Annotated in this window: 12 protein-coding genes; 5 read left to right on the top strand and 7 right to left on the bottom strand. The window is 60.2% G+C overall.

What is annotated here, in order from left to right:
- Positions 1-2: 2 nt before the first annotated feature.
- From trbJ to PZ895_RS11035, 6 genes are read right to left on the bottom strand one after another with little or no spacing between them, the layout of a single operon-like run.
- Positions 3-791 carry a P-type conjugative transfer protein TrbJ gene (trbJ, locus tag PZ895_RS11060; protein ID WP_275839062.1) on the bottom strand — a complete coding sequence of 263 codons (789 nt, stop codon included), beginning with the start codon at positions 789-791 and terminating at the stop codon, positions 3-5.
- Positions 769-3,204 carry a conjugal transfer protein TrbE gene (locus tag PZ895_RS11055; RefSeq protein ID WP_275839061.1) on the bottom strand — a complete coding sequence of 812 codons (2,436 nt, stop codon included), beginning with the start codon at positions 3,202-3,204 and terminating at the stop codon, positions 769-771. Before PZ895_RS11055 ends, trbJ begins: the two co-directional genes overlap by 23 nt.
- 3 nt (positions 3,205-3,207) lie before the next feature.
- On the bottom strand, positions 3,208-3,507 hold the full coding sequence (locus PZ895_RS11050) for a conjugal transfer protein TrbD (RefSeq protein WP_275839060.1): 300 nt from the start codon (positions 3,505-3,507) through the stop codon (positions 3,208-3,210).
- Positions 3,500-3,811 (bottom strand): TrbC/VirB2 family protein, encoded by a 312-nt coding sequence (locus PZ895_RS11045; protein WP_275839059.1) that lies wholly within the window; start codon positions 3,809-3,811, stop codon positions 3,500-3,502. Before PZ895_RS11045 ends, PZ895_RS11050 begins: the two co-directional genes overlap by 8 nt.
- Positions 3,812-3,857: 46 nt before the next feature.
- A complete protein-coding gene (gene trbB, locus PZ895_RS11040; protein WP_275839058.1) occupies positions 3,858-4,841 on the bottom strand; it encodes a P-type conjugative transfer ATPase TrbB in 984 nt (327 codons plus the stop codon).
- A gap of 25 nt (positions 4,842-4,866) precedes the next feature.
- Complete coding sequence (locus PZ895_RS11035) at positions 4,867-5,496, bottom strand: acyl-homoserine-lactone synthase (protein WP_275839057.1); 630 nt, start codon at positions 5,494-5,496, stop codon at positions 4,867-4,869.
- Between the two features lie 152 nt (positions 5,497-5,648).
- On the opposite strand from PZ895_RS11035, the gene PZ895_RS11030 reads away from it, so the two are divergent.
- Positions 5,649-6,410 carry an autoinducer binding domain-containing protein gene (locus PZ895_RS11030; protein WP_275839056.1) on the top strand — a complete coding sequence of 254 codons (762 nt, stop codon included), beginning with the start codon at positions 5,649-5,651 and terminating at the stop codon, positions 6,408-6,410.
- A 263-nt stretch (positions 6,411-6,673) separates the two neighbouring features.
- Positions 6,674-7,903, top strand: coding sequence for a Fic family protein (locus tag PZ895_RS11025; protein ID WP_275839055.1), 1,230 nt, complete (start codon positions 6,674-6,676; stop codon positions 7,901-7,903).
- 145 nt (positions 7,904-8,048) lie between these two features.
- On the opposite strand, the gene PZ895_RS11020 is transcribed toward PZ895_RS11025, so the two are convergent.
- Complete coding sequence (locus PZ895_RS11020) at positions 8,049-8,324, bottom strand: WGR domain-containing protein (protein ID WP_275839054.1); 276 nt, start codon at positions 8,322-8,324, stop codon at positions 8,049-8,051.
- Between the two features lie 619 nt (positions 8,325-8,943).
- Between PZ895_RS11020 and repA the strand changes: the two genes are divergently transcribed.
- The 3 genes from repA to repC all read left to right on the top strand — a co-directional run bounded on the left by repA (position 8,944) and on the right by repC (position 12,694).
- Positions 8,944-10,131, top strand: coding sequence for a plasmid partitioning protein RepA (repA, locus tag PZ895_RS11015; RefSeq protein WP_275839053.1), 1,188 nt, complete (start codon positions 8,944-8,946; stop codon positions 10,129-10,131).
- A 75-nt stretch (positions 10,132-10,206) separates the two neighbouring features.
- The gene (gene repB, locus PZ895_RS11010; RefSeq protein ID WP_275839052.1) at positions 10,207-11,217 is read left to right on the top strand and encodes a plasmid partitioning protein RepB; all 1,011 of its coding nucleotides are present in this window, start codon (positions 10,207-10,209) and stop codon (positions 11,215-11,217) included.
- A 166-nt stretch (positions 11,218-11,383) separates the two neighbouring features.
- The gene (gene repC / locus PZ895_RS11005; RefSeq protein ID WP_275839051.1) at positions 11,384-12,694 is read left to right on the top strand and encodes a plasmid replication protein RepC; all 1,311 of its coding nucleotides are present in this window, start codon (positions 11,384-11,386) and stop codon (positions 12,692-12,694) included.
- Positions 12,695-12,723: the final 29 nt, after the last annotated feature.

Here is a 12,723-nt window from a genome sequence, read left to right as displayed (position 1 = left end):
GGTCACCACCGAGGCTGCATTTGTTGGCCGCCGGAGGTGGACGGAGCCGTAGAGCCGAAAAATGCGTCGCGGCGAGCCTGAGCGAGATCCTTTTCAGCCTGCTCCGACTGATACCAGGTGCCCATCATCGTCATCTGCTGAGAAACGAGGCCGCGAAGCTTCTGCATCTGCTCGACCTGTTGGGTCGCGATCTGATGCCCGACCTGCAAGGCCTTCATCTGGCCATCAGCCGACTCCGATTGGGAGCGTAGTTGCGCCATGGTGGATTCTTCGGTTGAGAACAGATCGGCCGTGAGGCCAGCCGCCGCCAGCGTTCCACCGATGGTGTCACGGTTGGTGTCCGACCAGGACTGATAGCTCGACGAGAAATCCTGCCCGTTCGGAAGACCGTTCTTGAAATCGGCATAGCTCTGAAAACGCTGCTTGAGCACATCGTCGAGGTTGCCCATCGAGAAGGCCATGCCCTGCCCCTGCTGCACAATGCCTTGCAGGCTGGCGAGGTCTTGTTGCGCCTGCCCCCACACGTGATCCGGAAGCTGCATAGTGTTCTGCAGCATGTTCTCGTAGATGCGGATCTGGTTGGCGATCTGCTCCACCTGGTTGGAGATCTGCGTCACCTGATTTGCGATCTGCTCGGCATTCTGCCCGCCGAGCGCGATCAGTTCCCCATTGTTGAGGATCTGCGTGAACTCGGTCGCGCCGGTGAGCGCTCCGCTGGCTTGGGCCGGCGCCGCAAGGCTGACAGCGATCAGGACGCTTGCGAGCGAACTACGCAAGAAGAGCTTCGGCATTTTCGATACCTCTTTGCTTGAGCCAGTGGACGGGCCATTCGTCGCCGTGGTGGACGCGCAGCTCATCGATGCGCTTGATGTCGTCCTTTCCGGACGCGCCGATGAAAGACAGGGTCATCGGCCCGAGGGCCATGTCGAACAATCGTCGGCCGTCAGGCGAGGCGACGTAATATTCGCGCTTGGGCAGAGCGGTGGCGACGATCTCGATTTGCCGCTCGTTGAAGCCGATGCGCTCATAGAACTCGCGCGTGCCGCTTTCGCGCGCCGCGCCATTAGGCAGGCAAATCTTGGTCGGGCAGCTTTCCTTGAGCGCGTCGATGATGCCGGACTTTTCCGCGTCAGAAATCGACTGCGTTGCCAAGACGACGGCGCAATTGGCCTTGCGCAGCACCTTCAGCCATTCGCGGATCTTCTCGCGGAAGGCTGGATGGCCGAGCATCAGCCAGGCTTCGTCGAGGATGATGAGGCTGGGAGCGCCGGTCAGGCGCTTTTCGATGCGACGGAACAGGTAGAGCAGGACCGGCACGAGATTGCGGTCGCCGAGGTTCATCAATTCCTCGACCTCGAATGTCTGGAAATCCGAGAGGGTCAGGCCATCCTCCTCGGCATCGAGCAGATGCCCCATGGGACCGTCGACGGTGTAGTGGCGCAGTGCGTCCTTGATCTCCCGCATCTGCACGCCCGACACGAAATCGGAGAGCGACCGGCGGGACGATGCGGCCATGAGCTCGATTTGCTTGGCGATCGCATTGCGATGGTCGGGCGTCACCTTCACACCCTGCAGTTCGACAAGGGTTTCCAGCCATCCGGCCGCCCAGGCCTTGTCGCCATCATCCTCAAGTTGGGAAAGCGGGCAGAAGGTCAGCGCCTCCCCTGCCCCGACATCGTAATGATCGCCGCCAACAGCCACCGTCAGCGGGTACATCGACTTGCCCTTGTCGAAAGCAAAGAGCTGCGCGCGGCCGTAACGGCGGAACTGTGCCGCGATCAGGGCCAGAAGCGTCGACTTGCCCGATCCGGTGGGACCGAAGATCAGGGTATGGCCCACGTCGCCCGAATGGAGGTTCAGACGGAACGGCGATGATCCGCTTGCGACCTGCATCAGCGGCGGTGAGCCATCGGGATAGAACGGGCACGGTGCAACCGGCGAGCCCGACCAGACCGAGTTGAGCGGCACCAGATCGGCAAGGTTGCGGGTATTGATCAGCGGTTCGCGGATGTTGGCGTACCAGCTGCCGGGCAAGCTCCCAAGGAAAGCCTCGGTGGCGTTCAGCGTTTCAATGCGCGCGGCAAAGCCTTCGGCCTGGATCAGCCGGCGCACGCCTTCGGTCTTTTCGCGAAGACGCGCCTCGTTGTCATCGAACATGACGATGACCGGCGTATAGTAGCCATAGGCGACAAGCTGTGAATTGGTCTCGGCAATGGCGTCCTCGGTCTCCGCCACCATCAGCGCAGCGTCCTGGTCGATCGCGCCCGAATTGGTCTGGAATAGCTGGTCCATGAACGGCCGCACCTTTTGCAGCCACTTTTTGCGCGTGCGCTCGAGCCTTTGGCGGGCCTCGATCGGATCGAGAAAAACGAAGCGGCTCGACCAGCGATAGGTGAGCGGCATCAGATCCAGAGAGTTGAGAATGCCTGGCCAGCTCTCGGCCGGAAAACCGTCGATTGCCACGACCGCCAGATAGCGGTTGTCGACCAGCGGCGAGAGACCGTGGTGGAATTCGGCCGTGACGACGAAATCGAGATACATCGGAATGTCGGGCAGGCGGACCGGATGGTTTTCGCCGACAATGCAGAAGCGGGCGAACTGCAGCAGATCGTCATATTTGGCGATACGGGTTCCGCCGCGTTCCTCGGTCTCCTGTGTGACCATGCGCCGGATCGAGACGACGTTTGCCATATACTGCTCGAATTCGCGGATCGAACGCCGGAAGTGATCGAGCGCGCGATCGGCAAAGGTTGTCGCGCGGGACTCATCGTCGGAATAGACATATTTGACGAGGCCGGACTTGCGTTTCTCCGGTTCGCGATAGGTCAGGATGATGGCATGCTGGCTCTCATAGTGCCCGTCCGCCGCCTCGAAACGCTTGCGCCGCTCCTCATCGATCAGCGCGCTCACCTTGTCGGGGAAGTGGCAGTTTTCCCGTGTCGGATAGGCCGTCGCCGGCACGCGCACGGCCTCGACCTGGATCATCCAGCCCGATCCGAGGCGGGCGAGAATGGCATTGATCTGGCGGCTGACCTCGTTGCGCTCGAAATCGGTCGAGCTTTCGCTATCCGGACCGGCGAAATACCAGCCGGCCATCAGGCTCCCGTCCTTGAGCAAGAGCGTACCGTTATCGACCAGGGCCGCATAGGGCAGCAGGTCGGAGAAGGACGGGCCGGAATGACGAAATCGCTTGAGCGCAACCATGAGTCAGAACGTCCGCCAGGGAGTGGAGGTCGGCCGGTAGTAGGGCCGGTATTTGATGTGGCGTAGGTAGACGCGGCGCATCAGCGGATCGGCTTTCGCCATCATGCGTAAGAGCCCGACAACCACGATCCAGATAACCGTGCCGAGCAGCGCCGATATGGTCGTCAAAACGACGAAGACGAGAATGATCGCGGCGAGCCCGGTCAGAAGCACGAGCTCACGGTCAGCCCCAAAGAGAAGCGTCGGACGCGAAAGGGCGCGGTGTATCCGCGCCGTCGCCAGCCGGCTTTCCCTTTCAGCCATGCGGGGCAACCACCGACGCTTGTTCGTGCGCCTCGAGCGGCACGCCGATGGATGAGCCGCTGGACCCGAAGAGACCGACGATCTGCGTTGCGCCGAGCAGGATGCCGGCGACGAGCACGATGTAGCAAAGCCGCCGGGCGAAATCGTTCAGCTCGCCGCCGAAGATCAACATGCCGCCGGCAATGGCGACCGCCGCGAGCGCGATGGCGCCAGCAACCGGGCCGGTGATGGATTCCTGAATTTGCTCCAGTGGCCCTTCCCAAGGCAGGCCCCCTCCCCCGCTGGCGAGCGCCGGTTCGATCATAACGAGGGATGCGGCCGCGAGGCCGAGGAGAAGTGTGAGAGCCTTCTTAGACGACATGAAGATTTCTTCCCTGGATGGATTCCGATTTCGACGCGCCGACCGGCATGGTGAGGTATCGCCCGTCGCGAAAACCTTCGACCCTCAGGATCTCGCGAACGGTTCGCCCGCCAGGAGCGCGTTCGATCGAGACGATCAGGTCGACCGCCTCTCCGATGACTTCCGGCATCGGCTGGGAGCTGAGTTCGGCAACGAGCTGTTCAAGGCGGGTAAGAGCGGCGGCGGCCGAGTTCGAGTGAACCGTCGCGATGCCTCCCGGATGGCCGGTGTTCCACGCCTTCAAGAGAGTGAGCGCAGCGCCGTCGCGGACCTCGCCCACGATAATGCGGTCCGGACGCAGCCGCATTGTCGACTTCAATAGACGGCCCATATCGACGGTGTCTGTGGTGTGCAGGATCACATGGTTTTCCGCCGCGCACTGGATCTCGGCAGTGTCTTCCAGGATCACCAGCCGATGTTCTGGCGTCGTCTCGACCAGCTCCGCCAGGATTGCATTGGTGAGCGTGGTCTTGCCTGTTCCAGTGCCTCCCGACACCACGATGTTGAGGCGGTTGACGATCGAATCGCGAATCACATCAACCTGCTCGGGCGTCATGATGCCATCGGCGACATACTGATCGAGTCGGATCAGCATCGAGGCGCGCTTTCGGATCGTGAACATCGGCGCGGGCGAGGCCGGTGGCAAAATCCCCTCAAAGCGATGTCCGCCAAGGGGCAATTCGCCGGAAATAATTGGTCGATCCTGGTCGACTTCGGTCTTGAGGGCGTGGGCGACCTTGCCGATGACGGTCTCGGCGTCATGGGGGGCCATCCGCCCCGCCGACGCTATCCCCTGCCCTACCCGCTCGATGAATAGATTGCCGTCGGGGTTGAGCATGACCTCCACAACGTCCGCGTCATGCAGCGCTGTCGTAACCGCGGCGCCAAGTGCGTCCTGCAGACCGAGGATCAGCCGTCGTTTCGACTCGCTCATAGACCGCCCCCTTCCTGGCTGCTGGTTAGGCCGCGGCTTCAACAGCGGTCGGGAAGAGGGGGACGTAGCTCGACGGCCGCACCAACTCGAGACTGAATTCGTCGGCAGGTAAGAGACCCGCGACAGCAATGGTATTGCCAACAGGATGTGGAGATCCTAGCCGCTCCAGCGGCCATTTCGCCCGGTTGAGAATGCGCTCGAACCGAACGTCGGTAACAGTGACGATCCGGTCGAACCCATTGGCCATCGACCATTCGATGATGCCAGCAAATAGAGTGTGCGTGGCGTCGCGCAGGCCGCTCGCGGAAACGATGTCGCTGCGTTCGGTGTCGATGCAAAAGCGCGAGCTCTCGACAACGCGGCCCGATTGGGGCACGCGAGACGCGCTAGCCAAGAACGGAAATGTCTGGCCGAGCATCGTTGGTCCGGTGGACGGCAGCAGCCGAGCGCAACCGACCACCTGGCCATCGTTGCCGACGAGCACAAGATAGGTCGGATCGAGTCGGTCGTACTCGTCCTTTTCCTGGTTGTGCTCGACGTGGACGTCCCAATCCAGCCTGTGCTTGAAGACCCTTGCGCGCAGCTCGTGCATGCGCTCGAGCAGACGTTGCTCAGTTCTTGAGGCACTCGTACGGCAGATGGCGACGACGCGCATGACCAAATCCTCAACCCGTTGAATTGCGGTCTCTTGAATCCGGTACGGCTGCGCACCGCCAGCTGTGAAAAGTCACAGGGGATGGAGAGTCGTCGCTGTGATAGACAGTTGAGATTCCGAGGCGCCGCTGCCGCACTTATGGCTGAATTGCCATGCAACTCGGAATTGAAACCACTCGACTTGAGGACGAAAACACCCGGAGAGGACACTTGCCGAGCAGAGCCTTCGACGAACTGCGAGACTCACTAGAAACAGCCCGAGGCATAGCCCCGGTCAAAGCCGCGGTGAAGGAATTCGCCGGCGAATTGGGATTTGACTGGTTCGCCTATCTCTCGGTTTGTGGGCCGGAGATCGACACGTTTTCGACGTACCCGCGCGCATGGCAAGGCCACTATATCAACAAGAAATACGCGACGATCGATCCCGTCGTGCAGGAAGCCCGCCGTTCTGAGCGCTGCTTTGCGTGGTCCGAACGCGACCTTGCACGGGCATTGTCGCCGGACCAGGTGCGCTTCCTTGGAGAAGCCGGGGATCATGGCATCGCATCGGGGATATCTGTGCCGGTGTCGGCCGGATTCGGCAGGACAGTATTGTTCACGCTCGCGTCGTCTAGCCGGTGTGACAATTGCCTGGTGGAATGCCCCTTCCTAGCCGCTTCGATTGCATCGCACGTGGATGTCTATGCGCGGCGCTGGATGCTTGAGGCAATGCCTGCTGTCGCCGTCAAGCTAAGCCCCAGAGAGAGGCTCTGCCTGAGCTGGATGGCAAAAGGCAAGCGCATGTCCGAAATCGCGCAAATCGTCGGGACCAAGGTCCGGACGGTCGAGTATCACCTGCAAAATGCTCGGCGGAAGCTCGATGCCACCAACGTCACCCACGCCGTCGCGCTTGCAGTGCGTCAACAGTTGATTTGATCCCGTTCGCCCGGCGAGAGGGCCTTTCCGCCTCTACTCAGCCGTGTAAGTTGTGCTTTGCCGGCGGTAGGGAGTTGTCCGCGATGGCGCCGACGCCCCCTACCCTGCCCGTCCGGCCGTTTGAGGCTTATTCGGTTCGCGTCCTGATCGGCGGCCGATATCGGCAGGGGCGATCGGCAACTAATATCGGCAATTGTGCTGACTCGTTGCTTCCAATGCCTTACATTGCAATCCGTTGAGGCACGATTGAGATCGGCAAAAAAATGCTTGAAACCCCTGCCCGCATCGAGCCGCTGTTTTTTGACGACGCGGTGCCGACCGTTCTGGCCGATCTTGCGATCGAGCTGCAGAAGGCTGCCGATGAACTCGGCCGAGGTCTACATCCGGAGTCGGCTGACGAATTGGCCGATCTCGTACGAGTCATGAATTCTTACTATTCGAATTTGATAGAAGGCCACAACACACGACCTCGGGATATCGAGAGCGCCCTGGCCGGCGCCGAGATAGATCCCGAACGTCGTCCCCTCGCCCTCGAGGCCAAGGCCCATGTCGAAGTTCAGAGGATGATCGACGGTCTCGGGTTGCGCGGCGAGTTGCCGAGCCCGACTTCGATCGATTTCATAAGGTGGGTTCATCGCGCCTTTTACGATGAGATGCCCGACGAATTCCGGTTCATCTACAAACCTAACGGCACCAAGACCGAGATTGTGCCCGGCGAGTTCCGGTTGTCCGCGGATCATGATGTCGCTGTCGGCCGCCATCAGCCACCGTCGTCTGACAGGGTGGTGACTTTTATGGAGTATTTCCAGAAGCGGTTTGCCATGGCCGAAAAGCAGGCTAGCCTGCGGATCATCGCGATTGCGTCAGCTCATCACCGCCTCAACTACATCCACCCGTTTCCAGACGGCAACGGCCGCGTCAGTCGGTTGATGTCTCACGCCATGGCGCTCAAGGCCGGTATTGGAGGCAACGGCCTGTGGTCGATATCTCGTGGCCTCGCTCGTGGCCTGAAAGATCGTGGCGAATACAAGCGCATGATGGATCACGCCGACAGTCCTAGACAAGGCGATCGTGATGGACGAGGAAATCTTTCGGAATCGGCACTCAAGGATTTCGTCGAATGGTTCCTTACAGTCGCGCTCGACCAGGTGCGGTTCTCGACCGCAATGTTCGACCTCGGACGGCTCGATGCTCGCTACCGCGCCCTAATAAAAGATGTCGTCGACGATAAACGAGCACCTGATCTGGTGGCGGCCGTGTTGCGGCACGGCAGGTTGCCCCGTGGCGAGGCCAATTTCGTGCTGAAAACATCCGAGCGCACGGCACGGAGCACGCTGTCGGATCTCGTCGAGCGCGGTTTTCTGAAATCTGAAACTCCGAAGGCACCGGTACGTATTGCCTTCCCCCTCGATTTCAGGGAACGGCTGTTTCCGAATCTCTTCACCGATGTCGAACCCAATGTCCCGGAACCGCCCTCACTGTCTTTCAGATGAGTGGAATTTCAGGGGTGACAACCGGAACGACTCCGGCCGTCCCCGCTCAGAGTGTAGAACACTGCCTTCGGTCAGCCGAATATCGACAATGCCGGTCCTATGCTGCTGTGCAAGCCCGTTGTAGCCGCGGCAACAATTGCCGTGATTATAGGCCCCTGGACTGGAATGTGACCTTGGCAGTGACGGGCGTGTAGCCCCGTCGGACCTTACGGGCGAGCCAGGCCTCGAGCGCTTCGCCGGCTTCAGCGGCCGACGCATAGAGGTCAAGGCGTTGTCGGCCGAGCGAGCCGATCCGCCCCCACGCGCGCATAAGCGCCGCATCACCGTACAGTGACGGTTCTATCGCGAGTACATAAAACCGCGCAACGTTGCGAGCGCAATCGCGGCGCTGAAGGACAACTTGGAGCTTCGGCTCGACCATGTCTGATTGTCACCGACTCCGGTACCCACGTCCAATTCATTGGCTGAATCGTTTGGGCGTGAGGGATTCACGTCGATGATAATTGCCTCTCTGCCGGGAAAGACGATCAACCGGAGGGAACTCTGGTTCTAGTCACTTCCGTTTCCCGTCGGCCCATGGACTTGTGGCAGCCTGACAAATACGCTTTGGGCAATTTGAGCCACCACGCTGGGCGCTGCATAGCCGGCTAAGAGCCATCTGTTCATGCGTGAAGGTGAGTCGCCCCAAAGGAGCGGTAGTCACGCCCACTCACTCGATTTGACGCCATCCACCACTGTGAAACTTCTCAGGGTGCTGCATGGACCGAGCCGGCGGCATGTGGCATTGAAGGTTCTCGCGGAACGACCAACCGCGGAGCAACTAAGCGATTGAAAAATCGATGGAAAATGTACGCGCCGACGCCGGGATTCCGGACTGTGAGGCTCCGCTGAGTGATCTTGTTGGCGTGGACCTGAGCATGGCGTTAAGGTTTCGTTAACCTAAAATCCCTTGCCAGAGAACGGGAATCGCTCATACTGGCGCCAGATTGGCCGAAAGGTCGAATATGGCGCTATTTTCTCGTTCGGGGGACAAAGCGGAGATGGCATTTCTCCCAAGTTTTGAGTTTGACGACAAGATCCTTGCCCAAGGGGCCGAGATTTCGCGCAAGCTCGACCAATTGCGCGTCGAGAAGTTTCCGACCGAGGGGCAGAAGACCCTTCGGCGGTTCTCGATGGCCGAGGTCGCCCACTATCTTGGTATCAGTCCGAACAATCTGAAGCGCCTCCATCTTGAAAAGAAAGGTCCTGAGCCTTTCGTCGGTGCCGGCGGACGGCGCTTTTACGCGGCCGAGCAGATGACCGAGCTTCGGGACTATCTCGACAAGCACGGGCGATCGGATTCCAAGAAGTATGTGCCCTACCGCAAACCTGGCGAGAAGCTGCAGGTCATTGCGGTCGTCAACTTCAAGGGTGGATCGGGAAAGACCACCACCACGGCACACCTCGCGCAGCATTTGGCGCTCACCGGTCACCGGGTCCTGACGGTGGATCTCGATCCGCAGGCTTCGCTTTCAGCCCTCCATGGCTTCCAGCCGGAGCTCGACAAGAACCCCTCGCTCTACGACGCGATCCGGTACGACAACCCTGCCTCGACCGAAGATGTCATCCGCAAGACGAACTTTCCCTTGCTCGATATCATCCCGGCGAACCTGGAGCTGCAGGAATATGAGTACGAGACTCCGCTTGCCATGCAGTCTCCGTCTCAGGAAGGAAAGCGGTTCTTCACGAGGGTCGCCCGGGCGTTGGATTCGGTCAGCGAGCGCTACGACGTCGTGGTCGTCGATTGCCCTCCGCAGCTTGGCTATCTGACGCTGTCGGCACTGTCGGCCGCCACCTCGGTTCTGATCACCGTCCACCCGCAGATGCTGGACCTGATGTCCATGAGTCAGTTTCTGCTGATGCTGGGCAATATCATGAAGTCCATCAAGAATGCTGGCGCGAAGGTCCAGCTGGACTGGCTGCGCTATCTCATCACCCGATACGAGCCCACGGACATTCCCCAGGCGCAGATGGTCGGCTTCATGCAGTCGATGCTTGCCGAGGAAATCCTGAAAAGCCCAATGCTCAAATCCACGGCGATTTCTGACGCCGGCCTCACCAAGCAGACGCTCTATGAGGTCGAGCGATCGAACTTCAATCGCGATACCTATGATCGGGCGATCGACAGCATGGATGCCGTGAACTTCGAGATTCAGGGACTGATCCACCAGGCATGGGGGCGGTTGTGATGTTGACTGCCGTCAAAACCGCCAAAAAACCCCACGGTTTCAAGCGCATAAGCCGCATAAGGGGGTGCTAGTCAAATGGCGCGAAAAAATCCCTTTGCCAGCATTATGGACAACGGCGACGCTCCCGCCGAGCGCCCAGTTGCACGAGACTACACCTTCAAGGGGGCATCACGCTCGCTCATAAGCTCGATCGACGAAATGGCGGCCCAGGCAGGCAAGCTGCTCGAGGGTGAGACGATAATCGAGGTTGACCCCGACCTGGTGGACCAATCTTTCGCCAACGACCGGCTCAACGTCGATCAGGAAGATTACGAGGCCGACTACGCTCAGGTGATGGAGTCGATCCGCAGTTCCGGCCAGAACTCCCCGGCGCTCCTTCGCCCTCACCCGCAGCGGCCCGGCCGCTACATGCTGGTCTTCGGTCGCCTCCGCTGGCGCGCCGCAAAAGAGCTTGGTCTCAAGCTTCGCGCTGTCATCAAGGATATCTCCGAGCGCGATCATGTGATCGCCCAGGGACAGGAAAACAACGCGCGAGCGAACACGTCCTTCATCGAGAAAGCACTGTTTGCCGCCGACATCGTTCAGCGGAAATTCGACGAGGACAACGCCACAGCCCTCGCCGCAATCGGTGTCGATCGGCCGACGCTTTCAAAGATGCTCTCTGTCGCCTCGATGCCCAAGGATCTACTCGCAGCGATCGGCCGCGCGAAGGCTGTCGGTCGTGATCGCTGGTATGAGCTCAAGCTCCTCCTCGACAAGCCGGGCAATGTCGACACTGCCTTGGCTCTGGCATCGAGTTCCGATTTTCATGGGATGCCAAGCGAAGCGCGGTTCGATGCGGTCGTCGCGAAGCTGAAGGCATCCAAGCCGCGCCGCCGTGCCGCGCAGGCGCCATCCAAACGCAGCTGGGCGCCGTCTGATGGGCGTGTCGCCGCGGAGATGGTGGCCAGTGGCAAGAAATTCACCATCGCCCTCAAGGCGAAGGGGACCGACGCAGCAGCGTTCGGTGACTACCTCTCGGAAAATCTCAGCGAGTTGTATGAGGCTTTCCGTCGGGAAAAACGAGCAACCACGAACGGAGATTGAGCGCAAAAGAAAAAGGCCCCCGAAACGGCAATTCCGGAAGACCTTCTCTTTAAGTTTGGCGACTGAGAGAATCCCACTTCCGCGAATCATAGTCAAGACCATTCAGGTCGGTTTGAGCGCCGATTCGGTGAGCCGGTTTCTTTTGCCTAGCGATAGGTGAAGGACAATGCAGACGCATACCCCAACGACGCCCTTTGGGCGGCGAACGATGTCGCTTGGCATGATGGCAAGCCAGGCCGTGGCGAAGGCAGTCCCGGAAGGGGCGCAGGTCCAGAAATGGAAAGTGTTCCAGACGATCCGGGAAGCGCGCGAGCTGATCGGCGCTACGGACCGCGCACTCGCCATTCTCAACGCCCTGCTCTCCTTTCATCCGGAAACGGAACTCACAGGCGACGGCGAACTGATTGTCTGGCCGTCGAACGAGCAGCTCATGGCCCGTGCAAACGGAATGCCGGCGACGACACTGCGGCGCCATCTGGCCGTCCTGGTCGACTGCGGGCTGATTATCCGTAGAGATAGTCCGAACGGCAAGCGCTTCGCCCGCAAGGGCAGGGGGGGACAAGTCGAACAGGCCTATGGGTTCGACCTGTCCCCGATCGTTGCCCGGGCCGAGGAATTCAAGGAGCTGGCGGACACCGTCCGGGCCGAAAAGAACGCCTTTCGGATCGCCAAGGAGCGTCTCACGCTCCTGCGCCGCGATATCGTCAAGCTCATCGAGACCGGCATTGAGGAGAACGTTCCAGGTAATTGGGGCAGGGTCCACCAGACCTATCAGGCCATCGTCGGCCGGTTACCGCGCTCAGCGCCGAGGCAACTCATCGAGGATATCTGCTGCGATCTCCACGGCCTCTACACAGAGATCCTCGAGGTACTGGAATCATTTGTAAAAACACAGAATTCGGACGCCAATGAGTCCCATTCCGGTCGCCACATACAAAATTCAAACCCAGACTCCATATTTGAATCTGAAGAAGGCTCTGGAAAAGAAGAGGAAGCGGGCGGCAGCGCCGCGGAAACCGACAACGTACGGAGCTTGCCGAAGCGGGAATTGCCTTTGGGCATTGTGCTGGATGCCTGCCCGAACCTGCGAGAATTGGCCCAAGGCGGCGAAATCCGTCACTGGCGCGACTTTCTGGCCGCAGCGGAACTGGCGCGGCCGATGCTGGCGATCAGCCCCAGCGCGTGGCGAGACGCCTGCGAGGTCATGGGCGAACAGCATGCGGCGATCACGCTCGCTGCGATCTACCAGCGATCAGACCAGATCAACAGCGCTGGCGGCTATCTACGCAGCCTGACCGACAGGGCAAGGGACGACAAATTCTCGACCTGGCCAATGATCATGGCGCTGCTGCGCGCCAAGCTGGACGCCGACAAATCGGCGGTGAAGGCTGGCCACGAACCGCCAAGCGGCGGCGGGGAAGGGCGGCTTGAGGTCTCGGAAGCCCTTCTGCGGTCGCTGAACAAGCCCAGATCGTGATGACTGTTCGATCTGAATTTCGCGGGTGG

This window comes from Mesorhizobium sp. YIM 152430, from assembly GCF_029210365.1.
In the GTDB taxonomy this organism is placed as follows: Bacteria; Pseudomonadota; Alphaproteobacteria; order Rhizobiales; family Rhizobiaceae; genus Aliihoeflea.
Note: the sequence above shows the minus strand (reverse complement) of the source record. Positions and strands in the feature narration are given on the sequence as shown.